Source organism: Streptomyces caelestis (assembly GCF_014205255.1).
In the GTDB taxonomy this organism is placed as follows: Bacteria; Actinomycetota; Actinomycetes; order Streptomycetales; family Streptomycetaceae; genus Streptomyces; species Streptomyces caelestis.
Genome location: NZ_JACHNE010000001.1, coordinates 902,584 through 928,117, shown reverse-complemented (window position 1 = coordinate 928,117; position 25,534 = coordinate 902,584). Strand labels below are relative to the sequence as shown.

The window sequence follows — 25,534 nt, the reverse complement described above, 5'->3', positions numbered from 1 at the left end:
CGTGGTCAGGGTTCTACTGGCAAGCCAGAACTCCATCAAACTGGAAGAAGTACGGGCGATCTTCCCGGACACCGAGGTGCTGGACATCGACCTGCACGAGGTACAGGCCACCGATGTCTCGGTGGTCGTCCGGCACAAACTCGAGCAGGTCGCCGCACTGGGGCTGCCGCACCCGGTCGTCGTCGAGGACACCGGGCTCGCCCTGGAAGCCTGGGACGGACTGCCCGGGGCGCTGATCAAGTGGTTCGTCGGCCACCTGGGAGCCCAGCGGCTGAAGGAGGTCGCCCTCGGAGCCGGGGGCCCGGCGCGTGCGACGGCGGTCAGCGCGGTCGGGGTCGTGCACGGCGGCGAGTGCCGCGTGTGGGAAGGGCGCCTCGACGGGCGCATCGTGGACGCCCGGGGTGAACTCGGCGGCTGGACACCGGTGTTCGAGGTGGCGGACACCGGTCAGACGCTGGCCGAGATGAGCTTCGAGGACCGTTTGCGGTACACGATGCGACGCGAGCCCCTGGAACACGCCCGGGAGTGGCTGACGCGGCGGCAGGCCGCCGTGGCCTGATCGGTGTCCGGCCGGACCGCCCCTGGCAGGAGGGCGGTCCGGGTCGTCCAGGATCAGGCGACGGTGCGGGCCTCCAGGTGGGCGAGCACGTCGGCGGGGGTGTCCGCAAAGTGCACCAGCTGCTCCAGCGGCAGCGGCAGGAACCCGTCCCGCTCCATGCGCTGGAACTGGAGGCGCTGGCCGTCGTAGAACCCGTCGGTGTTCAGCATGACGATGGGGATATCGGCCTTGTCGTGATTCTTGAGTTCGAGGATGTCGGTGGTTTCATCCAGCGTTCCCATTCCGCCGGGCATCACCACGATTGCGTCGGACTTCTGCCGCAGCAGCTCTTTACGCTCGGCCAGGTCACGGGTGACCGTCATGTCCTCCACGCCGGGCCTGACTATATGTGAGAGGAATTCCACCGAGACCCCGATCATTTGACCGCCGGCTTCCTCGACGCTGTCCGCCACTACCTTCATGAGGCCCACGTTGGACCCGCCCCATACCAACGTGTGACCTCCCTTGACCAGCAGCTTCGCGAACTCGCGCACCGGCGCGGCGTAACACTCGTCGAGGTTGGTGGCAGAAAGGAAGACGCAGATATTCATGGGGTGGACCATAGCAGGAATGCAACTCGGATATGTAGGGGTTGCGTTGCCGGATTCGAAGGATGGCTCTCAGGCATGACCACGGGACTTCGCGTCGCGAACCGAATATCGCAGATCGCGGAATTTTGGAAACCTCTGGCGGACGAGCTCTACGCACTGCCGAACTGGCTCCAGACGGCGGAGCAACGCAGCGCGGGCGCCTGCCACTACGCCGTGCTGCGGCGGGACGGCAGTCCGGTCGGCGCTCTCGTCGGCTATGAGACGCTCCCGGACAGTTGGTTCTTCACCAACCCGGTGGCGCTGCTCACCCAGAGCACGTCCACTCTGGAGCCGTTCCTCGACGAGACCGAGCGCAGCGAACTCCTCGCAGCCGCAGGGCAGCTGACGCAGGCGCAGGCGAGACTTTACCCGGCGCTCGTCTCCGTTCTGCCCAGCGGCTACCTGCCCGGTCTGCTGCGCGGGGCCGGGGCGGACGGCACGGTGACCGAGCAACTCGCCGACGAGCTGGGGCGGCTGGCCGACGAGCACGGTTACGCGACGACAGCGGTGATGCACGTCCGAGAGGAGGACACCGATCTGCGGGAGAGGCTGGTAGGCCGCGGCTACCTGCCGTTCGCGTCGGTCGGCGACTGCGTGCTGCACACTCCGTGGGACGACTTCGACGACTACCTCGCGAGCCTGACGAGCCCCCGGCCCAACCGGATCCGACGGGAGATCCGCTCCTTCACCGAGTCCGGGGCCGTTCTGCGGGAGACCCCACTCAACGCATTGGGCGAGGAGCACGCGCGGTTGCACGCGCTGCACATGCGGCGCTACGGGCACGAGGCGGAGGTCGCCGCGTCCCGGCAGCTCATCGCGAACATCCAGGCCCACCCCACCGGCCGTGGACGGGTACTGGAGGCCCGGCGCGGCGACGAACTGGTCGGATTCGTGGTCTTCTACGAGCTCGGCCAGACCTTCCACCCCAAGATGATCGGCATCGCCGAGGGTGAGAAGCGCGCCTTCACCTACTTCAACCTGACCTACTACGGCCTGATCCGCATCGCGCTCGCCGAGGGCATCCGGTGCATCGGCTACGGGCCGGAGGCCTACGAGGCCAAGGCGCTACGCGGCTGCTCCCTTGAACGGCGCGTCAACCACGTGCTCGTACCGCGGGAGTTCCGCGGACCGGCGACCCGGGCCGCCGAACTGGTCGACCGTGCCTACCGCAGGCGTATGGATCGCCACGACTGGGCGAGGGGATGACCGTGCCGATCCTGGGCAAGGACATGCGTGACCTGCTGACCCGCGATACGCGGTTCCGCAACGTCTGGCTGGGGGAGACCGCCGCCAACTTCGGTATGCAGCTGACAACTTTCCTGCTGCCGCTGGTGGCGGTCACAGCCCTGGACTCCAGCGGCACCGGGGTGGGGATGATCTCGGTCGGGCAGTTCCTGCCCGTCGTGGCGTTCTCACTGATCGCCGGATTGGTCGTGGATCGCCATCCGCCGCGCCGGACCCTCGTCGCCGGCACCGTCGCCCGGGGTGCCGCGGTCGCGGCCATCGCGGCGCTGTACGCCACCGGTTCGTTGACGCTGGTTCCGCTGGTGCTGCTGACCGCGGTGGTGGGGACCGCGAACGTCTTCTACGAGGTTGCCTACCAGTCGACTATCCCCAAGATCGTGCCGACCGATGCCATCACCGCCGCGAACGGCCTGCACCAGTCGACGTACTCGGTCAGTCAACTCGCGGGCTCGTCGGCGGCCGGGTTCCTGCTGGGCCGGTTCGGCCTGTCGGCGACGCTCGCGGTGACCACGGCGCTGTTCGTGGGTGCGGCCATCAGCGGATTCATGGTGCGCGGTGTCCAAGCGCCAGGGGTCGCGGTGGCCGGGCGCTCTCCGCTGCGCTCCATCGGTGACGGGCTGCGCTACACCTGGGCGCTGCGCCCGATCCGCGACCTGTGCGTGCAGGCGGGGGTCGCCAATCTGCACATGCAGGCCTTCCTCACCGCCTTCCTGCTGTTCGCCGTCCGGGACGCCGGGTTGAGCGGCACGATGGTCGGCGTGGTCGTGGGCATCGGAAGCGTCGGTTCGCTGATCGGATCGTTGTGCGCCTCCCGGCTGGCCGACCGCTTCGCCGTCGGCACGCTGTTGTGCGCGGGAGTGGTGCTGGCCGCGGTGGGCCTGCTGGGCGAGGCGAGCGCCTCGCGGGCCGGTTCCGGCTTCGCGGTGTCGGCGGCTGTGGCGTTCGCGGTGCAGGGCTTCGGCGTGGCCCTGTTCAACGTCTTCGCGGTGAGCCTGCGTCAGGCCATCCCGGTGGAGCACCAACTCGGTGCGGTGACCGCGGGATACCGGCTGGTCGCGCTCGGGACGCTGCCGCTCGGCGGCCTCGTCGGCGGCTTGCTGGCCGACGCAGTCACTGCGGCCGGCGCCGTCTGGCTCATCAGCGGGTCGTACCTCCTGTTCTCCTGCCTGCTCATGTTCTCGCCGCTGCGTACGGTCAGGACGGTGGAGGAGGCCAAGAACCTGGGCGAGCCGGCGGCCCACGCCCTGGACGTCAGGTGAGATCACCCAACTCCCTTCCCATACGGGAACTGTCCGGGACGGGCCTGAACCCGATAGGGACCGGGCACGGCGGCTACGCGGCCTCACTGCCCGACCAAGGCCTGGGGCGTGCGACCGACGCTCGCGCTGGGCCGCACAGGTGCCCGCGGTGGCGATTCACGACCTGGCGCGCCAGCAGCACCTGCTGGGGTGAACGCGAACTCAAGCACCAAATGGCCTGGCCGCCTGGGTGCGCAGGGACGGACCGTCGATCCTCGAAGCAGTCCGGCGGCGCGCTCACTGGTCGACAACGCGGGCGTCTGTGTGTCGGCGCCCCTGGAATGCGTCCCGCCGGATCGACCGGGGCCTCGACGGGCCTGGGCCGGGCCACCGCGCTCCGCTTGGAGCGAGCCGGTTTCCGGGTTCTCGCCCCACAGCGGCCGGGCCGGCTGGGCTGAGCCGCAGAGCGGAACCGGACCAGCACACTGACGACCCGGGCGGTGAAGAGGACGGGCGCGAGTGGTCATACGGGGAGTCAGACAGCGGGGCGCCCGGTGGGCAAGCGTGCGGGTTTGTCGAGGACGTACGCCGTGTAGCGAGTGACGCGCCCGATGGCCCGGTGAGCTCGGACGACGGCGACGACCTCGTCCCAGTCCCGCGCGTCGAGGGTCCTGAGGCCGGGCCACCGCAGGCACAGGGCCTGTCGGCCGGCCCGGGTGGACGCGGCGGCGACGAACAGGGCGCAGAGCTGGGCCGCCCTGTGGAGTACGGGAGTGGTCCAGTCGAGGATCCGGCGCGTGGTGAAACCGGCGGCGGACGCCATCAGCGGGTAGCGCTCGTACGGTTCGAGGTCGTCGAAGCGCCAGGTCCCGCGCACGATGCCGTCCGGGTCGAAGGTCCCGATCGGCTGATCCGTACGGGACGTGACATCCACGAGGACGAGCCGGCCTCCTGGGCGGAGCAGCCGGAAGCTTTCGCCCAGGAATGACCTGCGGCCCTCATGGCCGAAGTGGAAGGCGGCCTCCAGACAGTGCACACGGTCGAAGGAACCGTCGGTCAGCGGGATCTCCGCTGCCTGCTGCGGCAGAGCCGTGGCGTCGGCGACGGCGAAACGCGCGCTGTCGCCGAAGCGGCGACGTGCCTGGTCGATCTGTGCGGGCTGGATGTCCACCCCCAGCGCCCGGCACCCCGCGGCCCCCAGCCGCGCCGTGGTGTCACCGCGACCGCATCCGGCGTCCAGCACGAGCTGTCCATGCCGGGCGTCCAGTAGCGCCAGCGACCGGCGCGCCAGTCGGCGCTGAAAGGGCACCGGCCCGGTGAGGGCCGCGAACGGCAGGGTGGGCGGCGTGAAGTAGCCGATGTTCGCCAGGCTGTCCCAGCCGAGGTGCCGCAGCACCCGGAAGAGCACGCTGTCGTCGCTGTACGCACGCGCGAGGTCCCCGCTGTCGTCCATCCCGCATCCTCCGCCTTCCGTGGGCGCCCACACTGGGCCCTCTGTCCGTGTCACCGCCCCGACCCGCGCTTACACTGAGCCCATAAGGGATGTTCGTGACATACCGGAACCGTCGTGCGCTATCAGCGGCTGCTCGTACCGGCCCTCGCCCTGGTCCTCGTGACGGTGCCCGCGATCTCCACCCGGGCACAGGGTGAGGAAGTCCCGCGCGGCCCCACGTTCGCCGCCCGCGCTCTGCAGGCGCTGATCGACGGTATCCAGTTCGGGGTGATCATCGCGATCACCTCGGTCGGGCTCTCGCTGATCTTCGGCACCATCCACCTGATCAACTTCGCGCACGGTGAGTTCGTGACGATCGGCGCCTCCTTCGCGTTCTTCCTCAACGTCTCCGCGGCCGGTCCGGGCTGGCACCTGATCCCTGCCGCCCTCACCGCGGTGGTCTTCGGCGCCCTGCTGGGCGGGGCCGTCGATCGCGGCATCTGGCGCCCGCTGCGGGCCCGGGGCACCGGGCTGATCAACATGTTCATCGTCACCATCGGGCTCTCGCTGGTGCTGCGCCACGTCGTCCTCGTGCTGTACGGAACCCGGCCCGCCTCCTACGCGCAGTACGACATCCAGAGCACGATCGACCTGGGGCCGGCCGGCATCACCCCACGGGACCTCACCGTCACCCTGCTCTCCGTACTGGTGCTGCTCGGCGTCGCCGCGCTCCTGCAGAGGACACGGATCGGTACGGCCGTGCGGGCCGTCTCCGCCAACCGCGACCTCGCGGAGGCGTCGGGCATCGACGTGCAGCGAGTGGTGCTGTTCGTGTGGATGCTCGGCGGCGGGCTGGCCGCGCTCGGCGGGGTCTTCTTCGGCCTGGTGGAGATCGTCACCTGGGACATGGGCTTCAAGCTCCTGCTGCTCATGTTCGCCGGGGTCATCCTGGGTGGGCTCGGCAACGCCTACGGCGCGATGGTCGGCAGCCTCGTCATCGGCGTCGTCGCCCAGATGTCCACCCTGTGGTTCCCGGTCGACCTGCAGTACGCGTGGGCGCTGCTCGTCCTCATCGTCGTCCTCCTCGTCCGGCCGCAGGGCATCCTCGGCCGGGCCGAACGCGTCGGGTGAGGGGTGCGCCATGGACTTCTCCGCCATCCTCACCGACGCCCTGCGCTCGGGCATCGGCCCCATCGCCGCCGTCTACGCGCTCGCCGCGATGGGGCTGAACCTGCACTTCGGTTACACCGGGCTGCTCAACTTCGGCCAGGTCGGATTCATGCTGGTCGGCGGCTACGGGCTCGCCATCACGGTGTCGACGTACGACGGCCCGATGTGGCTCGGCGTCCTGGGCGGCATCGCCTGCGCGATCGTGCTCGCCCTGCTCCTCGGCCTGCCCACCCTGCGGCTGCGCGCCGACTACCTCGCGATCACCACGATCGCGGCGGGGGAGACACTACGGCTGTTCTACCGCTCCAACTGGGCCGAGCCGGTCACCGGTGGGGTGTTCGGGCTGCAGAGGTTCGCGAACGGCTTCTACGCGCTCAACCCCATCGAGCCCGGCACCTACGGCGTGTGGCTCGTGAGGTTCAGCTCCCGCGACCTCTGGGTGATGATCGTCGGATGGGCGCTGGTGCTGGTGGTCGGCGGTCTGCTGGCCCTGCTGATCCACAGCCCCTGGGGCCGTGTCATCCGGTCGATCCGTGAGGACGAGGTCGCCGCGCGCAGCCTCGGCAAGAACGTCTACGCGTACAAGATGCAGAGCCTCGTGCTCGGCGGCGTCATCGGGGCGGTCGCGGGCATGCTGCAGGCGATCCAGGTGCAGTCCGTGAACCCGGACAACTACGATCCGGGCGTCACGTTCTTCCTGTACACGCTGCTCGTCCTCGGAGGTGCCGGGCGGATCCTCGGGCCGGTCGTCGGCGCGGTCCTGTTCTGGTTCGTCCTCAGCTTCCTCGACAGCGCGCTCCGCCAGGCCATCGACGCCGAGTACATCTCTGCGGACCTCATCAGCACGTCGGAGGTCGGCGCGGTGCGCTTCGCCCTGGTCGGGGTCGCCCTGATCCTGCTGGTGGCGTTCAGGCCGCAGGGGATCCTCGGCAGCCGGAAGGAGATGCTGCTCAGTGGCCGCTGAACCTGTCGAATCCCACCCGGTCCGGCTCTCCGCGGTCGATCCCGAGCCGGGGGTGCGCAAGCCCGATTCCCTGCTGGTCCTGGACCAGGTGACCCGTACCTTCGGCGGCCTCGTCGCCGTGCGGGTCGAGCACCTGGAGGTGCAGCGCGGGGCCATCACGGCGCTCATCGGGCCCAATGGCGCGGGCAAGACCACGTTGTTCAACGTGGTGAGCGGGTTCGACCGGGCCGACGGCGGCCGGTGGTCGTTCGACGGACAGCCGCTCACCGGCTCCCCGGCGCACCGGGTGGCGCGGCGGGGACTGGTCCGGACGTTCCAGCTCACCAGGACGCTCGCCCGGCTCACCGTGCTGGAGAACATGCTGCTCGCCGCGCCCGGGCAACGTGGCGAGCGGGCGCTGCCCGCGCTGCTGCGACCGCTGTGGCGCGGGCAGGAGCGGGAGTCCGAGCGCCGGGCCGACGAACTGCTGGAGCGGTTCCGGCTCGGGCCCCTGCGCGACGACCATGCCGGCACGCTCTCCGGCGGTCAGCGCAAACTGCTGGAACTGGCCCGCGCGCTGATGGCCCGGCCGGTCATGCTCCTGCTCGACGAGCCGATGGCCGGGGTGAACCCCGCGCTGACCCAGTCGCTGCTCGGACACATCACGCAGCTGCGCGACGAGGGGCTCACGGTGTGCTTCGTCGAGCACGACATGGACGTGGTGATGGGCATCAGCGACTGGGTGGCCGTCATGGCCGACGGCCGCCTCGTGGCCGAGGGCCCACCGCACACGATCGGCCGGAACGCCGCCGTCGTGGACGCGTACCTGGGCAAGCAGCACGACGAACCGGGGACGACCGAGGAGAAGGAGTGAGGGATGACCGCCGAGGAGCAGGCACCGGTGCTGGCGGCCGACGACATCGTCGCCGGTTACGTCCCGGGTGTCGACGTGCTGCGAGGATGCAGCGTCGAGGTGCGGCCGGGCGAGGTGGTCGGTGTGATCGGCCCCAACGGCGCCGGCAAGTCGACGCTGGTCAAGGCCGTCTTCGGGCTGTTGCGGGTGCGCGGCGGGACCGTGCGGCTGCGCGGCGAGGACGTGACCGGCCGGCCCGCGCACGAGCTGGTCCGGCGGGGCGTGGGCTACGTACCGCAGCTGCAGAACGTGTTCCCCACGCTGACCGTCGAGGAGAACCTGCGGATGGGGGTCTACCTGCGGCCCAAGGACCACGCGCGGCGGGTCGCGGCGGTCGAGGAGCTCTTCCCCGTGCTGGCCGACCGCCGCAGGCAGAAGGCCGGCGCGATGTCCGGCGGCGAGCGCCAGATGCTCGCGATGGCCCGCGCGCTGATGATGGAGCCGCAGCTGCTGCTGCTCGACGAGCCGTCGGCCGGCCTGTCACCGCTCCATCAGGACCACGTCTTCGACCGGTGCAGAATGATCAACAGCGCGGGCGTCGCCGTGCTCATGGTCGAGCAGAACGCCCGCAGGTGCCTGCAGCTCTGTGACCGCGGCTACGTCCTCGACCAGGGCCGCAACGCGTACACCGGCACGGGCACGGCCCTGCTGCACGACGAGAAGGTGATCGAGCTCTACCTCGGCACGCTCGCCCGCGTCCGTTGACTTCCGCTGTCGGTTCTCCCGGTCACTCCTCGGCCCTGCTGGTCTCGGTACGCAGTGTCTGCAACGCTCCCTTGTCGTCGTAGCCGTACACCTCGATCGTCGCCTGGCCGGGTTCGCCCTTGTCGGTGAAGTCGAGCGGACCGCTCACACCGTCGTAGTCGATGTCCCTGCCGTCGGCGAGCAGCTCCTTGCAGGCGGCGAACGAGTTGCACTTCTCGCCGTCCTTGGTGATCCCGTTCATCTCCTTCACGTACTCGCCGGGATCGTCGGACTCCGCCTTCTCGGCGGCGAGCGCGATCGTCGTCACGCAGTCGAACACCTGCGGTGCGAACTGCAGCTCCTTCAGCTTCGGCGCGAATTCCTTGAGGTCCTTCACGTACTGTGCGTTCTCCGCCGATGCCGGCGCGGTCCCCTTCATCCCGGAGAGCCTCTCCGGCTGGCCCGGCGCGACCAGCGAGGGCAGTTCCTCGCTGCGCAGTCCGTCGGCGCCGTAGACGCCGATCCGGTCGGGCCCGATTCCGGACTCGATCATGCCCTGCAGGATCTGGGCGCCTTCCTCGAAGGCGATCACCACGGCGGCGTCCGGCCTGGAGTTCTCGATCTGCTGGGCGACCTGGTCGAAGTTGGTCGCCTTCGGGTCGTAGGTCTCGGCGAGCGCCACCGTCGCACCGCGGTCCTCCAGCGACTTCCGGGTGGACTCCATCAGGCCGCGCCCGTAGTCGTCCGCCCGTGCCACCAGGGCCACCCGGTTGTGGCCGTCGTCGCGGACGACATCCGCCAGGATGGGCCCCTGCAAGGCGTCGCTCGGGACGGTACGGAAGTAGAAGCCGTCGTCCTCGTAGTCGGTGAAGGTGGGAGCGGTGTTCGACCCCGAACACTGCGCCACGCCCGCTCCGGTCACCCGGTCGATGAACGACAGCGACATGCCGGAAGCCGCGGCGCCGATGATCGCGTCCACGCCTGCCGCGAGGACCCGGTCCGCCGACTGCGCGGCAACGGCCTCCTGACCCGCCTCGTCACTGGAGACCACAGTCGGCACGGGCTTGCCCAGGACCCCGCCGGCGTCATTGATCTTCTGTATCGCGAACTTCAGCGACTCGATCTGCGGCGGGCCGAGGTAGGCCAGCTGTCCCGTCTCCGGCAGGACGTAGCCGAACTGGAGCTCACCGTCGCCCGGCTCGGCCTGGGCAGTGCCCGTCGTACCGCAGACGGCCATCACAAGAGCAGCCGCGCTTGCGAAGATCGCGGACCGCCGTATCGACGCTTTCATCTCCGCCTCCGCTCGTTACAGGCGGCGGTGGACGACTGGCCGGCCCTCCGCCCGCCATCTGTACATGAGGGTAGAACTCATCCGGAGCCCGGAAAAGTATGAAACGTACACTTTTTCGGTTGGTTGCGCTTCTCGCCTCGGTCCTGCGTCCCCTCCGGAGGGGACGCAGGACCGAAGTGATCCACCGGAAGCGCTCCCTAGTCGCGTACGGCGACGGGCTCCGCCTTCTTCGGGGCGGACATGGCGACCACGACGGACGACTGCCGCCGCCGGGGCCGCAGGCCCGTGAGGGTGATCAGCAGGCCGGCGAAGGCGATGAGCGTCACGACCACCAGGCCGGGCCGGTAGCTGTCGAGGACGGCCTGCGGGGAGGCGTTGCCCCGCTCGGGGGAGTTCGCGGTCACCACCGCCGTCACCACGGCGAGGAAGATCGCGCCGCCCACCTGGACCGAGGTGTTGAGCAGCCCGGAGACCATGCCCTGCTCGTGCTCGTCGACGCCGTTGGTGGCCTGGACGTTGAGGGACGGGAAGGTCAGCGCGAAGCCGGAGCCGACCAGCAGCATCGTCGGAAGGATCACCGCCGCGTAGACCGGGTCGAGGTCGATGCGCAGGAACAGCACGTAGCCGGTCACCATCAGGGCGAAGCCCAGCACCATCAGCCGGGCTGTGCCGAACCGGTCGATGACGGCCCCCACCTTCGTGGCGGACAGCGCCACCAGCGCGCCCGCCGGCAGGAAGGCCAGGGCCGTGTGCAGCGCCGACCAGCCGAGCAGTTGCTGCATGTAGAGGGTCACCAGAAACTGGAAGCCGATGTAGCTGCCGACGAACGTGAACGCGCCCAGCTGTGCCCGCACTTGCGGCCCCGAGCGCAGCACGCCGAGCCGGATCAGCGGGCTGGGGCTGCGCCGCTCGACGGCGACGAAGGCCGCCAGCAGGACGGCGACGGCGGCGAAGGACAGGAGGGTCCGGGCCGACGCCCAGCCCGCCTCGGGCGCTTCGACGACGGTGAAGACCAGCAGCAGCATCGAGGTGGTGCCGAGGACCGCGCCGGGGATGTCGTAGCCGCCCTGGCCGCGCTCGCGCTCACTGCGCGGCAGCAGCTTCAGGCCCACGAGCAGGGCGATCAGCGCGACGGGAGCGGGCAGGAGCATCGTGAGCCGCCAACTGGCCTCCGTGAGCAGGCCGGAGAAGACCAGGCCCATCGAGTAGCCGGTGGCACCGCAGGTGGTGTAGATGGCCAGGGCGCGGTTGCGCAACGGGCCCTCGGGGAACGTCGTGGTGATGATCGACAGGCCGGCGGGGGCCGTGAAGGCCGCGCTCAGGCCCTTGACGAAGCGGCTGGCGATGAGCAGCGGTCCCGAGTCGACGAGACCGCCGAGCAGCGAGGCCAGTGCGAAGACGCCCAGTGCGACCAGGAAGACCTGGCGCCGGCCCAGCAGGTCGGCGGCGCGTCCGCCGAGGAGCAGCAGACCGCCGTAGCCCAGGATGTAGCCGCTGACGATCCATTGCAGCGCCGAGGTCGACAGGCCGAGGTCGGCACCGATGGAGGGCAGCGCCACGCCGACCATGGACACGTCCAGGGCGTCCAGGAACATCGCGGCGCAGAGCACCAGCAGGGTGCCCCAGAGCCGGGGAGTCCAACGTCCCTCGGACGTGGGGGAGGTGAGCGGAGAGGTCATGAGCGAGACACTACATGCACGTGCATGAGATGCAAGCGCATTTAATTCAGGTGCAACAAACCTGCTTCTCTGTTACGGTGCGGCGCATGGCGGCGAAGCAGGCCGAGCAGGCGCTCGTGGAACAGTGGCGGAACATTCTGGCGCTGCACGCGCGAACACAGTGTGAACTCGACCGGGTTCTGCACGACCACGGCCTGTGCGCCAGCGACTTCGAGGTGCTCGACGTCCTCGCCGGGTGCCGGGCGGCGAAGGGCACTCCCTCCTACCGCGTCCAGGAGATCTCCGAGCGGATCCATCTGAGCCAGAGCGCGCTGTCGCGGCTGATCGCCCGGCTGGAGAAGGAGGGGCTCGTCGAGCGCTGCATGTGTCCGGAGGACCGGCGGGGTGTGCGCGTCGCCCTCACGGCGAAGGGGCGCACGCTGCACGGTGAGGTGCTGCCCGTGCAGCGTGCGGTGCTGGAGCGGATGCTGGCGGACGGCTGAGCCCCGTCAGATCCCTGACGTCTCCCGCCACAGCTCGGCGAGCGCCTGGTCGCCCGTGACCGACGGCAGGGGAGCCCGGTTCCACAGCGCCAGGTACAACTTCTCGGCCGGGCCGGACAGTTCGCACGCGGCCTCCCCGGAGGCGCCCCGCGTGGTCACGGGCGGCTCGGAGGAGAGCCGTACGCTCCACACGGCGTCGGTGTCGTCCGTGCGCACCCGCAGGACGCGCGGCTCGTCGGTGCGTACGCGGCTCTTGGGGCGGGCATGGAAGCCGCGCAGCAGTTCGTCGATGCCGTCGGTGGCGAACTCCGGGGTGACGGTGGTGGTGCCGGCTCCGCGTGCGGACTCCGCGTCGACCCGGTGCACCGCCGTCTCGTGCGCCTGCCGCCGGATCCAGAAGGCCAGCGGGGACGGCGCGGGCAGGAAGGACCAGCACTCCACGTCGGGTGAGGCGCCGGCCAGCGTGCCGACGAGGTGGCGGTGGCTGTCGCGGTACCAGGCCACGAGCTCCGCGCCGTCGAGGTCCGGGGCTTCACCCAGCGGGCGGCGCTCGGTGTACCGCTCGGCGACGTACGACGCGGCCCAGCGGTGCACCGCGCCCGTGTGCCGCAGCAGATCACGCACTTGCCACTCCGGGCACGTCGGCACCTTGGCGTCCGTCCCGGCCTCCTCGGCGGCCGCGGCCAGCAACCGGCCCTCTGTCTCCAGCGCTTGCAGGAACTCGTCGGTCTCCATGGCGCGAGTCTGCCGTATGGAGCACGCTCCAAGCGCCGGGCTTTTCCCGGGGGACCCTACGGCAGCGGTGTGCCGCCAGTCGCGTTGACGATCTCGGCGGTGATGTACGACGCGTCCTGGGAGGCGAGGAAGACGTACGCCGGAGCCATCTCGGCCGGCTGCGCGGGCCGCCCGATGGGCGCCTGCGCGCCGAACTTCTGGGTGTCCGGCATCGTCGCCGGGATGAGCGGCGTCCACACCGGGCCGGGCGCCACGGCGTTGACGCGGATGCCCTTGTCGATCACCATCTGCGCCAGCCCCTGCGTGAAGGTGACGATGGCGCCCTTGGTCGTCGCGTAGTCCAGCAGATGCGGACTGGGCTTGTAGGCCTGCACCGACGTGGAGTTGATGATGCTGCCGCCCTCCGGGATGTGCGGCAGGGCCAGCTTGCACAGCCAGAACATGCCGTACAGGTTGGTGCGCATCACCCGGTCGAACTGCTCGGTGGAGATCGCCTCGATGCCGTCGGGCTGCGACATCTGGTACGCCGCGTTGTTCACCAGGACGTCGATCCGGCCGAACTCCGCGACGGCACGGTCGATCAGTGCCCGGCAGTTCTCCTCCTCCCGTACGTCACACGAGACGGGCACGGCACGCCGCCCGGCCTCCTCGACCAGCCGGGCGGTCTCGGCGGCGTCGTCCTTCTCGTCCTCCAGGTGGGTGAAGATCACGTCGGCCCCCTCCCGGGCGAACGCCAGGGCGACCGCGCGGCCGATCCCGGAGTCCCCGCCGGTGATGAGGGCCTTGCGGTCGGTCAGCCGGCCGCTGCCCCGGTAGGACTCCTCACCGTGGTCCGGGGGCGGGTCCATGGGGCCGGTCCAGCCCGGGTGCGGCTGGTCCTGGGAGGGAAACTCCGGGGTGGGGTGCTGTTCGCCGGGGTGCTGCTGATCGGTCACGGGTCTGCCTCCTTGTCCATGGCGTACGGCCCGGTGATCACAACCGGTGATCACAACGGGCGAGGCCACGGGTACCCCGAAGCCGGGGTACGGATCACCTGGCTGCGGACATGATGGCCTGTGGCCCGTCCCGCCCGTATGCACGTGTCAGTGGCCTGGGGTCGTGGCGGGATCAGGGCGCCGCGGCGCGGCGGGTCGCGAAACCGATGCACGCGGCCACGGCGGCGAGGATCGCCACGCTGGTGAGCGCCACCGGGAGGGAGAACCAGTCCGCCATGAACCCGATGGCGGGCGGCCCCAGCAGCATGCCGCCGTAGCCCAGCGTGGAGGCGGTGGCGACTCCGCTGGGGCCGGCGAGCGCGCCCGCGCGTTCCACGGCCACGGGGAAGAGGTTCGCGAGGCCGATGCCCGTGACCGCGTACCCCAGCAGGGCCGCCCACAGGGCGGGGGCGAGCGAGCCGAGCAGCATCCCGGCCGCCGCCGTGGCGCCGCCCGCCACGACGGTCCGGGTCTGCCTCAGGCGCTCCAGGAGCGTCGTGCCGGTCAGGCGGCCCACCGTCATGGCGAGCGCGAAGCAGGAGTAGCCGATGGCCGCGGCACCCGGCGAGGCGTCCAGGTCCTCTTCGAGGTGCAGGGCACCCCAGTCGGCCAGCGCCCCCTCGCCGTACGCGGTGCACCCCGCGATCAGGCCGAACACGAGGACGAGTCCCCGGGTACGGCCGGCCGGCCGGCGCGGGGCGGCGTCCTGCGTGGGCCGTTCCCGTTCCGGCGGCACCGGCGGCTTCTGCCGCAGGAGCGTGGGGCCCGCCACGGCCGTCACGAGCAGCCCGACGACCGTGAGCAGCAGCAGGTGCCGGGTGGGGGAGAGGGACCCCGCGACCAGGGCGCCCAGCCCCGCGCCGGTCATACCGCCCAGGCTGAACGCGGCGTGGAAGCTCGGCATGATCGGCCGCCGCATCGCGGCCACCAGGTCCACGGCGGCGCTGTTGAAGGCGACGTTGATCCCGCCGTACGCGGCGCCGAACACCAGCAGGACGAGGCCGAGCGCGAGGGCCGAGTGGGTCAGCGGGGGCAGGGCGACGCTGAGGGAGAGCAGGACGGCGCAGGCGACGGTGACCCGGTGGTTGCCGTAGCGGCGGCACAGGCGGCCGGTGAGGACCATGGTGACGACGGCTCCGGCGGAGACGCCCAGGAGGGCGAGGCCGAGGGTACTGGCGGAGGCGTCGGTCTGTTCCTTGATGGCGGGGATGCGCACGACCCAGCCGGCGAAGACGAAGCCGTCGAGGGCGAAGAAGACGGTGATCGCGGTGCGGAGTCGGGTGAGGGAGGCGCCGTTGCCCGGCACGGCCTTGTGCGATCGGGGTTTGTTTATTTGCGGCACAAACCTCAGGCTAGGTGGGTGCGGGCACCACGACAAGGTGCGCCGCCGGGACGAGAAGGTGCGACGCTGGGACGAGAGCCATCCGCCGAGGGAACCCGGGAGCGTACATGGGACGTGACGTGCCGGCCCTGGTGTTCGCACGGGAGGACCGTCGTCGGTACCGGGCGAAGATGCAGACCGACCTCGAGGTGCTGGCCCGGATGCTGCGCGAGTCCGGCTTCGAGAGCGAGCGCCCCCGGGTCGGGCTGGAGATCGAGCTCAACCTGGTGGACGACCGCGGGCTGCCCGCGATGCGCAACACCGACGTGCTCCAGGCGATCGCCGATCCCGCCTGGTCGAGCGAGCTGGGCCGCTTCAACCTGGAGATCGACATCCCGCCGAGGGAGCTGACGACCGGCGGCCCCGGCGCCTGGGAGCAGACGATCCGGGACGCCCTGAACCACGCCGAGGACCGCGCCGCGGCCGTGGGCGCGCACCTGATCATGATCGGCATCCTGCCCACCCTGGACGAGGCGGACGTCAGCGAGTCCGCCCTCTCCGGTGACCCGCGGTACCGGCTGCTCAACGAGCAGATCTTCGCGGCGCGGGGCGAGGACCTGCGCATCAGGGTCGACGGCGTGGAGCGCCTGTCGACGTACGCCGACACCATCACTCCCGAGGCCGCCTGCACCAGCACTCAGTTCCATCTCCAGGTCGCGCCCAAGCAGTTCGCGAACTACTGGAACGCGGCCCAGGCCATCGCCGGCGTGCAGATCGCCCTCGCGGCGAACTCGCCCTTCCTGTTCGGCAGGGAGCTGTGGCGCGAGACCCGCATCCCCCTGTTCGAGCAGGCCACCGACACCCGCCCCGAGGAGATCAAGGCCCAGGGCGTACGGCCCCGGGTGTGGTTCGGGGAGCGGTGGATCACCAGCGTCTTCGATCTCTTCGAGGAGAACGTGCGCTACTTCCCGGCCCTGCTGCCGCTGTGCGAGGACGAGGACCCGCAGCAGACGCTCGACAGCGGCGGCGTTCCGCAGCTGGGCGAACTGACCCTGCACAACGGCACGATCTACCGCTGGAACCGCCCCGTCTACGCCGTCACCGACAGCGGCCCGCATCTGCGCATCGAGAACCGGGTGCTGCCCGCCGGCCCCACCGTGGCCGACATCATCGCCAACGGCGCCTTCTACTACGGCCTCACCCGCGCCCTGGTCGACGAGGACCGGCCGATCTGGACGCGGATGTCCTTCTCGGTCGCCGAGGAGAATCTGCACACCGCGGCCCGCGACGGCATCGACGCCCGCCTGTACTGGCCCGGCACGGGCGAAGTGCCGGTCACGGAACTGGTGTTGCGGCGGCTGCTGCCGCTGGCCCACCGGGGCCTGGAGCTGGCCGGCATGGACGAGGCCTGGCGCGAACCCCTGCTGGGCATCATCGAGCAGCGCTGTGTCACCGCGCGCAACGGCGCCGTGTGGCAGGCGGAGACGGTCCATCACCTGGAGAAGGCGGGCGTCTCCGACCGGCGTGCGGCACTGCGGCAGATGACCACGACGTACATGGACTACATGCACATGAACGCGCCCGCGCACACCTGGCCCGTGGACTGACCGCCGCGACATCGCCGGGTCACGCGGGGCTGGGCGCGGCCCGGCCACCCCACTCCTCGGCGGCCGTCAGCGGGACGGGAGCGGGCGGCCGCGCCGACGTCGTCAGCTCGATCCGCCGCCCCTCGGCCGACGAACGCAGGAGCGCGGTCATCGTCTCCAGTACGTGCAGGGCGAGTTCGCCGTTCGCGCGCGGTGCCCGCTGCCCGTCGGCGGTGACGAAGTCGAGCAGCCCGACGCCCCGTGCGCCGTCGACGTAGCCCGCGGACGGCGGGAGCGTGCGCCACTGGGTGTCGCCGAGCTCGAAGAGCCGTACGTCGCCGTCGAAGCGGTTCGGGTCCGGGACGGCGAGGGTTCCCACCTCGCCGTGCACCTCGATCGGGGACGCGGTGGTGGCCACCCCGTCGAAGCTCGTCGTGATCGTCGTCAGCGTCCCGTCCACGTGCTCCAGCACACCGGAGACATGGCTGTCCACTTCCACCGGTATCCGCTCTCCCGTACGCGGGCCGGAACCGATGACCCGCTCGGCGCGCAGCCTGCTGGACGCCCCCGTCACGGCCCGCACCGGACCCAGCAGATGGACGAGGGACGCGAGGTAGTACGGCCCCATGTCCAGCAGGGGGCCGCCGCCCTCGGTGTAGTAGAAGTCGGGGTGCGGGTGCCAGCGTTCGTGGCCCGGGGTGACCATCACGGCCGAGGCGAACAGGGGGCGTCCGATGCTCCCCGCCGTCAGGGCCGCCCGGGCCGTCTGGACCCCGGTGCCCAGCACGGTGTCCGGCGCGCACCCCACACCGACGCCCGCCCGCGCGGCGGCCGTCATGACGGCGTGGGCGTCGGCGAGCGTGGCGGCGAGCGGCTTCTCCCCGTAGACGTTCTTGCCGTGGCCGATGGCGTCCAGGGCGATGGTGGCGTGCGCCCCGGGGGTGGTGAGGTTCAGCACCGTGTCCACGTCCGGGCTGCTCAGCAGCTCCTCGACGGTCAACGCCCGGACGCCGGGCAGTCCGGCGGCGGTCGCGGCCGACCGGGAGGCGTCGAGGTCGGCGACCGCGGTCACGCGCACGGCGGGGTGACCGGCCAGTGTGTCCAGGTACGCGCGGGAGATGACTCCGAGCCCTACGACGCCGACGCGGTGCGCGTCGCCCACAGCATGCCCCTCTCGATGATGGTGCGGACGTCGGGGTTCTCCAGCACGTCGAGGCTGTGCCCCGGTGTCGTCACCACGATCCGCCCGGCGCCCCACCGGCGGGTCCAGACCGCCGGCGAGGTGACCGGCCGGTGCCAGGGCTCCCACGGCCGGGTGGGGTGCGTGGTGGTGGCCAGGACGTCGATGAGGTCGTCGTGGAGCACCCAGTACTGCTCGGTGTGCAGCTCGAAGTCCTCGATGCCCGCGGTGACGGGGTGCTCGCGGCCGGCCTCGGTGAGGGTGATGGTGTGCGGCAGGAAGTTGTCCTCCGGCCCGCCCCGGCGCTCGCACGGTTCCCTGCCCGGGTGCGTGGCGAACTGCCCTCCCACCAGGTGGAGATAGTCGGAGGAGGCGCGGAAGGAGTCGGCGATGCCGCCGTGCCAGCCGGTGAACCCCGTGCCGGCCACGACCGCCGAGCTCAGTCCCGCCAGCTGCTCGCGCGTGATCTCCGACATCGTCACGCACTGCACGATCAGGTCGGTGCCGGCCAACTCGGCGGCGTCCGCGTAGACGTCGGTCGACTCCTCGACCCGGACGGCGTAGCCGTTGTCTCTCAGGAAGGGCAGGAAGAGTTCCGTTGCCTCGACCGGCTGGTGCCCCTCCCAGCCGCCGCGGACCACCAGGGCTTTCTTCGGCGTCATCGTGATCTCACTATGCGCCGGGCGCCCGCGCTCACGAAAGGGGGCCGGGCCTCACGAAAATTTCGCTGTCGAGGCACGGGCGCCGACCGTCCAACAGGCCGCGGTGAAGCGGACTTCCGGTCCGTGCACGAAGGGGGCGAAGGCGGCACGGACCGTCTCGACGACCCGTTCGCGGGTCTGCGCGTCCACCTCGGGCAGGTACATGCCCACCGGGCCCAGCCGGGTGAGGTATCGGACCAGTTCCTTCTCGGGCAGGGTGCAGACCACGTCGACCGGCCGGATGTCGATCCCGGCCCAGCCGCTCTCGGCCAGGATGCGCCGGACCTTGTCCGGGTCCGCGAAGGCGAACTGTCCCGGCTCGTCAGGCCGGCGGACGGGCATGTCCGGGAGCAGCGGTGCCGCGGCGCGCTGGGCCGTCGTCATGAACGGGTTCTCGGCCGGATCCCGCCAGACGACGAACCGGAGCGCCCCCTCGTCCCTGACGGCGCGCCGGAGGTTGGCGAAGGCCCGGACCGGATCGTTGAAGAACATGACGCCGAACCGCGAGATGACGGCGTCGAAACTGCCGGGTTCGAAGGCGTGGTCCTGTGCGTCGGCGCAGACGAACGAGGCCGGCACGTCCTCCTGGTCGGCGCACTCCCGGGCGGTGCTGATCATCGGTTCGGAGATGTCGATGCCGACACAGCGCCCCTCCGGACCGAGCCGCCGCGCGACGGCCAGCGCGATACCGCCCGTACCGCAGCCGACGTCGAGCACGTGCTTCGCCCGCTCGGCGGCGACAGCCTCGACGAGGAGCTCCTCGAAGGGCCTGAACATCTCGTCCAGCACTCCCTTCAGATCGTCCCAGGCATGACCGGCGCGCCCCTTCCAGCGGGCTGCCTGCTCGTCGTCGGCCCTGCGCGCAGCGTCCATGGCTGCCTCTCCTTCTGCTTGCCCTCGTCGTACCGGGATGACAGCGTTCTACTTCAAGTCGACTTGAGGTCAAGACAATGACAGAGCTGGACATCGCCGAAGTGGCGCGCCGCGCCGGGGTACCGGCATCGACCCTGCGCTTCTACGAGGAGAAAGGGCTCATCTCCTCGACCGGCCGACGAGGCCTGCGCCGTCAGTACCACCCCGGCGTACTGGAGCGGCTGGCGCTGATCGCGCTGGGGCGGACGGCCGGGTTCTCGCTCGACGAGATCGCGCACATGCTCGCGCCGGACGGGCAGCCGCGTATCGACCGGCAGATGCTGGCGGCCAAGGCGGACGAACTCGACGACAGGATCCGCGAACTGGGCGTACTGCGCGACTCCCTGCGCCATGCCGCCTCCTGTCCCGCCCCGAGCCACATGGAGTGCCCCGCCTTCCGCCGCCTCCTCGACGCCGCGGCGTCTGGCGGTGTCACGGCGCCGGGCAGGCGGGTTCCCGGCAGGTAAGGGGCGTCGGCGCTCTTGGTCCAACCGTGGTTCGTACTTTGCCCGATTCCCGGTGTTCCGTGCCTAGCCTCGGCTGCGAACTTCGGGAGGCGCAGTGCTGAACACCGTGAAAGGGCAGGCAGCGGGTCTGACGAAAGACCAGCGCAACGCCTTCCTGGCCGCCTATCTCGGCTGGGCGATGGACGCGTTCGACTATTTCCTGGTCGTGCTCGTCTACAGCGAGATAGCCGACGAATTCCATGTCTCCCTGACCGACATGGCCTTCCTCACCACCGCGACGCTGGTGATGCGGCCCGTCGGCGCGCTGCTGTTCGGCATGTGGGCGGACCGCCGCGGCCGCCGCGTGCCGCTCATGGTCGACGTCGTCTTCTACTCGATCGTCGGATTCGCCTGCGCGTTCGCGCCGAACTACACCGTGCTGCTGGTGCTGCGCCTGCTCTACGGCATCGGCATGGGCGGCGAGTGGGGCCTGGGAGCGGCCCTGGCCATGGAGAAGATCCCGGCCTCCAGGCGTGGCTTCTGGTCGGGGCTGTTGCAGAGCGGCTATTCGCTGGGGTACCTGCTGGCCGCCGTGGCGTTCTTCGTCATCGAGCCCGTCTTCGGCTGGCGGGGACTGTTCGCCTTCAGCCTGCTGCCCGCCCTGGTCGCCCTGTGGGTGCGCAGCCGGGTCGAGGAGAGCGAGGTGTGGGAGAAGAGCGTCCGGCTCAACCGCACCCCCGCGTACCAGGTGTTCAAGAACCCGGCGGTGCTGCGGCGCTTCGTGTACCTCGTCGCGCTGATGACCGCTTTCAACTGGATGTCGCACGGCACGCAGGACATCTACCCGACCTTCGTGAAGAAGGGCCTGGACCTGTCCGCGAACACCTCGATCGCGATCGCCGTGGTCTACAACATCGGCGCCATGATCGGCGGTGTGCTGCTCGGTGCGTACTCCGAGCGGCTGGGCCGCCGCCGCACGATCATGATCGCGGCGGCCGCGGGCCTGGTCGTGGTGCCGTTCTTCGTGCTGTCCACGACCGTCGGCTGGCTGATGCTGTCGTCCTTCCTGATGCAGGTCTGCGTGCAGGGAGCCTGGGGCGTCATCCCGGCGCACCTGACCGAGATGAGCCCGGACGCCGTCCGGGGCTTCTATCCGGGCGTCACCTACCAGCTCGGCAACCTGATCGCCGCGCTCAACCTGCCGATCCAGGAGGCCCTCGCCGAGCGCCACGGGTATCCGTCGGCGATGGCGTGGACCATCGTGCCCACGCTGGCCGTGGTGATCCTGCTGAGCGCGATCGGCAAGGAGGCCAAGGGAGTCCGCTTCGGAAGCAGCGGTCCGCAGGCGCCGAACACAGCGGCGACGGGAACGGCCCAGCCCTGACGGGCAGCGTGTGCGAGGCCTTCGGTGCGCGCGGGTCCTCGCGGCAGGATGAGGCCGGTGCTGCGTGTGCCTTTGGCGTCGACGAGCCGTCGGTGCCGGGCAGGGTCCCGCCGGGTGAGTACCCAGCACCGGGTGAGCCCCTGCCGCCGGGCGAGCCCCCAACCCGCGTGAGCCCCCGCCGCCGCGCAAGTCCTACCGCCGCCACCACGCGGCCCCACCGCCGCCGGCTTCGCCCAGGCGTGGAAGGGGCGGCCGCCCAGCTTGGCCGTATGGACGAGGACGCAGACGCGGTCGGCGCGGCGGGGCATCAGTTCTTTGAGGCGGGTCCGGAGCAGGCCGGCCTCGCAGATGCCGAGTTCGGCAGGCCCCCTGAGGTCACGCACTCCCGCAACATCGCCCACGAACCCCGGATCGGCATCGTCCTCCACGACTCAAGGGCTCCGGGGGCATGGCGAGCCTCCTCGCCCTGTACCTGAAGGCCGCGGCGGAGGAACTCCACGGGGAGGAGGCCCTGGAGGGCCTGCGGATGATCCCCGGCCCCGCCGGGTGCGGCGGGCGCTGCCTCGCCCCGGAGGAGGTGCGTCCGCCCGCCCCGTGACGGGTGTACCGGGCCCGGGTCAGCGAGTACTCGAGGATCTGCCCCCGCGGTGAGGGACGCTGCACCGCACACGGGCTGGACTACGAGCACCGCACCGCAGTCCGCCTCTGACCAAGGGTCACCCAGCGTGCGTCACCCTCACTCCGCGCGTTTTGGAACAGCACTTCTCCTGCGCTGCATCAGCGCTGTACGAGCGCTAACCGGGCTCCCGCGACAGTTGGATCACCGCTCCCGCCAGGGAGAACGGAGACCGAAAGGGACGGCAACATGGGTACCGCCAGGACACCGCAGCGCAGGGCCATACTCACCGGCGGGCTGGCTGCCACCGCAGCCATGCTCACCGCCTGTTCGTCGAACCCGGACAGCACGAACGCGGGGAAGACGTCGGCCGTGGGGGCGACGAAGTCCCCCTCGCCCTCTCCCGCGGCAGGCCCGCGACCGGACTCGCCCTGGGCGGCGTTCGCGCGGCTGATGGAGGGCAACAAGCGCTGGGTGGAGGGAAACCTCCAGCACCCCGACCGCGACCCGAAGCGGCGCGAGTTCGTCGCCGAGGCCCAGGAGCCCTACGGTGTCATCCTCTCCTGCATCGACTCCCGCGTCCCGCCGGAGCTCGTCTTCGACACGGGCCTCGGCGACCTGTTCGTGATGCGCACGGGCGGGCAGGTCGTGGGACCGGTGGTCGTCGGCTCCGTGGAGTACGGGCCGATGACGTCCGGCACCCCGCTGATCGTGGTCCTCGGACACCAGCGCTGCGGTGCCATCGAGGCGGCCTACGAGGCCATGCGTGACGGCAAGAAGCTCCCCGGCAACCTCCAGGCGATCTCCGACGCCCTGCGGCCGGCCTACCGGGAGACCACCCGGGCGAAGCACACCGACCCCGTCGACGCGATGGTCCGGATCCACACCAAGCAGACCGCCGCCGAGCTGCGCACCAACAGGGACCTCGCCCCGCTCGTGAAGAAGGGCGACCTGGCCGTCGTCAGCGCCTATTACTCGCTCGACACCGGCCGGGTCGAAGTCCTCAGCGGCGCGCCCTCCGCCTGACCCGGGGACGACGACCGGGCGGGAGAAACGTTGCACGCCCGGTCACGTCATACCTACCCCGGCATGCTCGACGTGCAGACCGATCCGACCCTGCTGCCCACGACGTTCGGCTCGCACGTGGTGCTGGAGTTCGACGACCTGCGGCACCGGACGGAGCGCGTGACCGAGCAGGAGACCAGGGACGCCTCCCAGAGCGTCGGCGCCGGGGTCTCCTTCACCGAGATCCAGGCTCTCGACTTCGAGGACGGCGTCGTGGAGATGGGCCACGACGGGCCCGCCCGCCTCGCGGTCAGCGAGCGTCGAGTTCGACGTCCAGCACGGACCCGTCACCCTGCTCGGCCCCGGCCAGGACGCCGACGGCGGCCTGTCCTTCGTCGCCTCCGAGGGCACCGTCGGACCGGGACCCTACTGGAGATCGGCAACCACCAGCCGCGTCGACTCCGGCCGCGATCCCGGCGCATGGGTGGACGCGTGGAGCACCACGGGCGTCGGCCAGCGCTGGTCCCTCGCGGTCGGCCACCACACGGCCGACTTCCGTGCGGCGGTGAGCGGGCTGGGCATGACCACCGGGACGTGTGACGGGGGAGGGGTGCTGCCCGCCCGTGGATGGTGTTGCTCCCGCTCGGGAAGGGGATCTGGCGCGGCCGGGGGATGGGTGTCGTCCCCGTTCGGGAAGGGGTTCGGGCGCGGCCTGTGGATGGGTGTTGCTCCCGTCCGGGAAGGGGTTCGGGCACCGCCCGGGAATGGGTGCCGCCCCCGTCCCGGAAGGGGTTCGGGCACCGCCCGGGAATGAGTGTCGCCCCCGCCCGAAAATGGGTCCGGGCACCGATGGTGACGCGCCCTGCGCCCGTGTGAGGCTGGCAGCGTCGCCGAGGCTCGCGTCGGTTGTCATGGCAGCGGCCTCGGGCGGTGCCGAGACGCGCGCGACGCCGTCGGACCCAGCCCCACGAAGGAGGAGCCCTTATCCATCCCCGCACGGTGAAACGATCCGCCCCCCGCGTGCCCGCGAAGGGGGTGACCCGTGGGACACGCTGACAGCCTCCTCGCCATGGGCGGCGCCTTCCTGGCCGCCGCCCTCCTCGCCCGCCTCGGCGGCAGGATCGGACTCCCGACGATCCCGCTGTTCATGCTCGCGGGCATCCTGCTCGGCCCGCACACCCCGGGCCTGGTCATCGTCGAGGACGCACACGACTTCGAGATGCTCTCCGCACTCGGACTGGTGCTGCTGCTGTTCTACCTGGGCCTCGAGTTCCACCTCGACGACCTCAAGAGCGGCGGCCGGCGCCTGCTGACGGCGGGCGGCATCTACCTGCTGCTCAACGTCGGCGCGGGTCTGGTCTTCGGGTTCGCCCTGGGCTGGGGCGTCCGGGAGGCGCTGGTGCTCGCCGGTGTCCTGGGCATCTCCTCGTCCGCCATCGTCACCAAGATCCTCATCGACCAGGGCCGCATCGGCCGCCCGGAGACACGCCTCATCCTGGGCGTCATCGTGGTCGAGGACATCTTCCTGGCCCTCTACCTCGCCGCCCTCCAGCCGGTCATCAGCGGCGCCCAGGGGGTCGGCGACATGGTCCTCCAGGGCGCCAAGGCCTTCGCCTTCCTCCTGGTACTGGCCGCGGCCGCCCGTTACGGCACCAAGCCGGCCGGCCGTCTGATCGCGACCCGCGACAACGAACTGCTCGTCATCAGCTTCCTCGGCGCGGCCGTCCTCGTGGCGGGAGTCGCCGAGGTCCTCGGAGTCGCCGACGCCATCGGCGCGTTCATGGTCGGCCTGATCCTGGCCGGTACACCCTCCGGCCCACGCATCCGGGACCTCGTGCACCCGCTGCGCGACGCCTTCGCGGCGATCTTCTTCTTCGCCTTCGGGCTCTCCATCGACCCCGGCGACATCGTCTCCGTCGTCGGACCGGTCACCGCGGCGGCGGCACTGACCGTCGTCATGAACATCGCCGCGGGACTCCTCGTCGCCCGCGTGTACCGCTACGGCACCGAGCCCGCCGCCGAGATCGCCACCACCCTCGTGGCCCGCGGGGAGTTCGCGCTGATCCTGGCCGCCATGGCCGCCGGCGCCGGACTCGACGCCCGCCTCGCCCCGTTCATCGCCGGGTACGTCCTCGTCCTCGCGATCCTCGGCCCCATCGCCGCCGGCCGGGCCCACCTGCTCGCCCGCGCGCTCCGCGCCGCCCAGGACCTCCGGCCCGGCCGCACGGCCACGCCGTACGACACCGAGCCCCGCCCCCGGAACGACGCCACGCCGTCGTCCGTCGCGGCCTCCGACGCTCTGCCTGCCGAGGCCGAGCGCCAGCGCACGAGGTGTGGCCCTCGGCGACGGGTTTGAGGAGCGGGACACAGGAAGGGCTCGCCCCGCATGGTGGCCCGGCATGCCTCGGT

Annotated in this window: 24 protein-coding genes and 1 pseudogene; 14 read left to right on the top strand and 11 right to left on the bottom strand. The window is 70.8% G+C overall.

What is annotated here, in order from left to right; translation table 11 throughout:
• The first annotated feature begins 1 nt into the window (after nucleotide 1).
• The gene (locus HDA41_RS04150) at nucleotides 2-559 is read left to right on the top strand and encodes a non-canonical purine NTP pyrophosphatase (protein WP_184980775.1); all 558 of its coding nucleotides are present in this window, start codon (nucleotides 2-4) and stop codon (nucleotides 557-559) included.
• A 53-nt stretch (nucleotides 560-612) separates the two neighbouring features.
• On the opposite strand, the gene HDA41_RS04145 is transcribed toward HDA41_RS04150, so the two are convergent.
• A complete protein-coding gene (locus HDA41_RS04145; RefSeq protein WP_184980773.1) occupies nucleotides 613-1,149 on the bottom strand; it encodes an LOG family protein in 537 nt (178 codons plus the stop codon).
• Between the two features lie 75 nt (nucleotides 1,150-1,224).
• On the opposite strand from HDA41_RS04145, the gene HDA41_RS04140 reads away from it, so the two are divergent.
• On the top strand, nucleotides 1,225-2,394 hold the full coding sequence (locus HDA41_RS04140; RefSeq protein WP_184980772.1) for a GNAT family N-acetyltransferase: 1,170 nt from the start codon (nucleotides 1,225-1,227) through the stop codon (nucleotides 2,392-2,394).
• A complete protein-coding gene (locus HDA41_RS04135) occupies nucleotides 2,391-3,692 on the top strand; it encodes an MFS transporter (RefSeq protein WP_184980770.1) in 1,302 nt (433 codons plus the stop codon). The genes HDA41_RS04140 and HDA41_RS04135 overlap by 4 nt, the downstream gene beginning before the upstream one ends.
• A 415-nt stretch (nucleotides 3,693-4,107) precedes the next feature.
• Here the strand turns inward: HDA41_RS04135 and HDA41_RS40590 are convergent.
• Both HDA41_RS40590 and HDA41_RS04130 read right to left on the bottom strand, forming a co-directional pair.
• Nucleotides 4,108-4,191: pseudogene (locus HDA41_RS40590) on the bottom strand (DUF6332 family protein); the annotation flags it as partial.
• A gap of 15 nt (nucleotides 4,192-4,206) precedes the next feature.
• On the bottom strand, nucleotides 4,207-5,124 hold the full coding sequence (locus HDA41_RS04130; protein ID WP_184980768.1) for an SAM-dependent methyltransferase: 918 nt from the start codon (nucleotides 5,122-5,124) through the stop codon (nucleotides 4,207-4,209).
• A 114-nt stretch (nucleotides 5,125-5,238) separates the two neighbouring features.
• Here HDA41_RS04130 and HDA41_RS04125 point away from each other — a divergent pair, with 114 nt between their 5' ends.
• From HDA41_RS04125 to HDA41_RS04110, 4 genes are read left to right on the top strand one after another with little or no spacing between them, the layout of a single operon-like run.
• On the top strand, nucleotides 5,239-6,234 hold the full coding sequence (locus HDA41_RS04125) for a branched-chain amino acid ABC transporter permease (RefSeq protein ID WP_184980766.1): 996 nt from the start codon (nucleotides 5,239-5,241) through the stop codon (nucleotides 6,232-6,234).
• Between the two features lie 10 nt (nucleotides 6,235-6,244).
• Nucleotides 6,245-7,237 (top strand): branched-chain amino acid ABC transporter permease, encoded by a 993-nt coding sequence (locus HDA41_RS04120; RefSeq protein ID WP_184980764.1) that lies wholly within the window; start codon nucleotides 6,245-6,247, stop codon nucleotides 7,235-7,237.
• Nucleotides 7,227-8,090, top strand: a complete 864-nt coding sequence (locus tag HDA41_RS04115) for an ABC transporter ATP-binding protein (protein WP_184980762.1) — start codon at nucleotides 7,227-7,229, stop codon at nucleotides 8,088-8,090. The genes HDA41_RS04120 and HDA41_RS04115 overlap by 11 nt, the downstream gene beginning before the upstream one ends.
• 3 nt (nucleotides 8,091-8,093) lie before the next feature.
• Nucleotides 8,094-8,834, top strand: a complete 741-nt coding sequence (locus HDA41_RS04110; protein ID WP_184980760.1) for an ABC transporter ATP-binding protein — start codon at nucleotides 8,094-8,096, stop codon at nucleotides 8,832-8,834.
• A gap of 22 nt (nucleotides 8,835-8,856) precedes the next feature.
• Here the strand turns inward: HDA41_RS04110 and HDA41_RS04105 are convergent, their stop codons facing one another.
• Complete coding sequence (locus HDA41_RS04105; RefSeq protein ID WP_184980758.1) at nucleotides 8,857-10,104, bottom strand: ABC transporter substrate-binding protein; 1,248 nt, start codon at nucleotides 10,102-10,104, stop codon at nucleotides 8,857-8,859.
• 197 nt (nucleotides 10,105-10,301) lie between these two features.
• Nucleotides 10,302-11,783: an MFS transporter gene (locus HDA41_RS04100; RefSeq protein ID WP_184980756.1), complete on the bottom strand. Its 1,482-nt coding sequence runs from the start codon at nucleotides 11,781-11,783 to the stop codon at nucleotides 10,302-10,304.
• A gap of 86 nt (nucleotides 11,784-11,869) precedes the next feature.
• Here HDA41_RS04100 and HDA41_RS04095 point away from each other — a divergent pair, with 86 nt between their 5' ends.
• Nucleotides 11,870-12,265 (top strand): MarR family winged helix-turn-helix transcriptional regulator, encoded by a 396-nt coding sequence (locus HDA41_RS04095; protein WP_184980754.1) that lies wholly within the window; start codon nucleotides 11,870-11,872, stop codon nucleotides 12,263-12,265.
• Between the two features lie 6 nt (nucleotides 12,266-12,271).
• Here the strand turns inward: HDA41_RS04095 and HDA41_RS04090 are convergent, their stop codons facing one another.
• The 3 genes from HDA41_RS04090 to HDA41_RS04080 all read right to left on the bottom strand — a co-directional run bounded on the left by HDA41_RS04090 (nucleotide 12,272) and on the right by HDA41_RS04080 (nucleotide 15,316).
• Entirely contained in the window at nucleotides 12,272-13,000 is a 729-nt protein-coding gene (locus HDA41_RS04090; RefSeq protein WP_184980752.1) for a maleylpyruvate isomerase family mycothiol-dependent enzyme, read from the bottom strand.
• Between the two features lie 56 nt (nucleotides 13,001-13,056).
• The gene (locus HDA41_RS04085) at nucleotides 13,057-13,935 is read right to left on the bottom strand and encodes an SDR family oxidoreductase (RefSeq protein WP_184980750.1); all 879 of its coding nucleotides are present in this window, start codon (nucleotides 13,933-13,935) and stop codon (nucleotides 13,057-13,059) included.
• A 172-nt stretch (nucleotides 13,936-14,107) separates the two neighbouring features.
• Nucleotides 14,108-15,316 carry an MFS transporter gene (locus tag HDA41_RS04080; protein WP_376706766.1) on the bottom strand — a complete coding sequence of 403 codons (1,209 nt, stop codon included), beginning with the start codon at nucleotides 15,314-15,316 and terminating at the stop codon, nucleotides 14,108-14,110.
• Between the two features lie 107 nt (nucleotides 15,317-15,423).
• On the opposite strand from HDA41_RS04080, the gene HDA41_RS04075 reads away from it, so the two are divergent.
• The gene (locus HDA41_RS04075) at nucleotides 15,424-16,902 is read left to right on the top strand and encodes a glutamate-cysteine ligase family protein (RefSeq protein WP_184980748.1); all 1,479 of its coding nucleotides are present in this window, start codon (nucleotides 15,424-15,426) and stop codon (nucleotides 16,900-16,902) included.
• Between the two features lie 19 nt (nucleotides 16,903-16,921).
• Here HDA41_RS04075 and HDA41_RS04070 read toward each other — a convergent pair whose 3' ends face one another.
• From HDA41_RS04070 to HDA41_RS04060, 3 genes are read right to left on the bottom strand one after another with little or no spacing between them, the layout of a single operon-like run.
• Nucleotides 16,922-18,043 (bottom strand): Gfo/Idh/MocA family protein, encoded by a 1,122-nt coding sequence (locus HDA41_RS04070; protein WP_184980746.1) that lies wholly within the window; start codon nucleotides 18,041-18,043, stop codon nucleotides 16,922-16,924.
• Nucleotides 18,013-18,723: a ThuA domain-containing protein gene (locus HDA41_RS04065; protein ID WP_184980744.1), complete on the bottom strand. Its 711-nt coding sequence runs from the start codon at nucleotides 18,721-18,723 to the stop codon at nucleotides 18,013-18,015. The genes HDA41_RS04070 and HDA41_RS04065 overlap by 31 nt, the downstream gene beginning before the upstream one ends.
• A gap of 51 nt (nucleotides 18,724-18,774) precedes the next feature.
• Entirely contained in the window at nucleotides 18,775-19,635 is an 861-nt protein-coding gene (locus tag HDA41_RS04060; RefSeq protein ID WP_184980742.1) for a class I SAM-dependent methyltransferase, read from the bottom strand.
• 77 nt (nucleotides 19,636-19,712) lie between these two features.
• Here HDA41_RS04060 and HDA41_RS04055 point away from each other — a divergent pair, with 77 nt between their 5' ends.
• From HDA41_RS04055 to HDA41_RS04035, 5 genes are all read left to right on the top strand, one after another.
• Nucleotides 19,713-20,141: a helix-turn-helix domain-containing protein gene (locus HDA41_RS04055; protein ID WP_184980740.1), complete on the top strand. Its 429-nt coding sequence runs from the start codon at nucleotides 19,713-19,715 to the stop codon at nucleotides 20,139-20,141.
• Nucleotides 20,142-20,235: 94 nt separating this feature from the next.
• Entirely contained in the window at nucleotides 20,236-21,504 is a 1,269-nt protein-coding gene (locus tag HDA41_RS04050; RefSeq protein WP_184980738.1) for an MFS transporter, read from the top strand.
• 448 nt (nucleotides 21,505-21,952) lie between these two features.
• Nucleotides 21,953-22,102, top strand: coding sequence for a hypothetical protein (locus tag HDA41_RS04045; RefSeq protein WP_184980736.1), 150 nt, complete (start codon nucleotides 21,953-21,955; stop codon nucleotides 22,100-22,102).
• 267 nt (nucleotides 22,103-22,369) lie between these two features.
• Nucleotides 22,370-23,146 carry a carbonic anhydrase gene (locus HDA41_RS04040; RefSeq protein ID WP_184980734.1) on the top strand — a complete coding sequence of 259 codons (777 nt, stop codon included), beginning with the start codon at nucleotides 22,370-22,372 and terminating at the stop codon, nucleotides 23,144-23,146.
• A gap of 1,021 nt (nucleotides 23,147-24,167) precedes the next feature.
• A complete protein-coding gene (locus tag HDA41_RS04035) occupies nucleotides 24,168-25,481 on the top strand; it encodes a cation:proton antiporter (protein ID WP_184980732.1) in 1,314 nt (437 codons plus the stop codon).
• Nucleotides 25,482-25,534 lie beyond the last annotated feature (53 nt).

Excerpts from the sequence above, each read along its gene's own strand:
- HDA41_RS04060 (WP_184980742.1), bottom strand. The coding sequence starts at position 19,635 with ATGGACGCTGCGCGCAGGGCCGACGACGAGCAGGCAGCCCGCTGGAAG.
- HDA41_RS04065 (WP_184980744.1), bottom strand. The coding sequence starts at position 18,723 with ATGACGCCGAAGAAAGCCCTGGTGGTCCGCGGCGGCTGGGAGGGGCAC.
- HDA41_RS04110 (WP_184980760.1), top strand. The coding sequence starts at position 8,094 with ATGACCGCCGAGGAGCAGGCACCGGTGCTGGCGGCCGACGACATCGTC.
- HDA41_RS04090 (WP_184980752.1), bottom strand. The coding sequence starts at position 13,000 with ATGGAGACCGACGAGTTCCTGCAAGCGCTGGAGACAGAGGGCCGGTTG.
- HDA41_RS04045 (WP_184980736.1), top strand. The coding sequence starts at position 21,953 with ATGGCGAGCCTCCTCGCCCTGTACCTGAAGGCCGCGGCGGAGGAACTC.
- HDA41_RS04145 (WP_184980773.1), bottom strand. The coding sequence starts at position 1,149 with ATGAATATCTGCGTCTTCCTTTCTGCCACCAACCTCGACGAGTGTTAC.
- HDA41_RS04105 (WP_184980758.1), bottom strand. The coding sequence starts at position 10,104 with ATGAAAGCGTCGATACGGCGGTCCGCGATCTTCGCAAGCGCGGCTGCT.
- HDA41_RS04135 (WP_184980770.1), top strand. The coding sequence starts at position 2,391 with ATGACCGTGCCGATCCTGGGCAAGGACATGCGTGACCTGCTGACCCGC.
- HDA41_RS04130 (WP_184980768.1), bottom strand. The coding sequence starts at position 5,124 with ATGGACGACAGCGGGGACCTCGCGCGTGCGTACAGCGACGACAGCGTG.
- HDA41_RS04140 (WP_184980772.1), top strand. The coding sequence starts at position 1,225 with ATGACCACGGGACTTCGCGTCGCGAACCGAATATCGCAGATCGCGGAA.
- HDA41_RS04120 (WP_184980764.1), top strand. The coding sequence starts at position 6,245 with ATGGACTTCTCCGCCATCCTCACCGACGCCCTGCGCTCGGGCATCGGC.
- HDA41_RS04095 (WP_184980754.1), top strand. The coding sequence starts at position 11,870 with ATGGCGGCGAAGCAGGCCGAGCAGGCGCTCGTGGAACAGTGGCGGAAC.
- HDA41_RS04055 (WP_184980740.1), top strand. The coding sequence starts at position 19,713 with ATGACAGAGCTGGACATCGCCGAAGTGGCGCGCCGCGCCGGGGTACCG.
- HDA41_RS04100 (WP_184980756.1), bottom strand. The coding sequence starts at position 11,783 with ATGACCTCTCCGCTCACCTCCCCCACGTCCGAGGGACGTTGGACTCCC.
- HDA41_RS04040 (WP_184980734.1), top strand. The coding sequence starts at position 22,370 with ATGGGTACCGCCAGGACACCGCAGCGCAGGGCCATACTCACCGGCGGG.
- HDA41_RS04075 (WP_184980748.1), top strand. The coding sequence starts at position 15,424 with ATGGGACGTGACGTGCCGGCCCTGGTGTTCGCACGGGAGGACCGTCGT.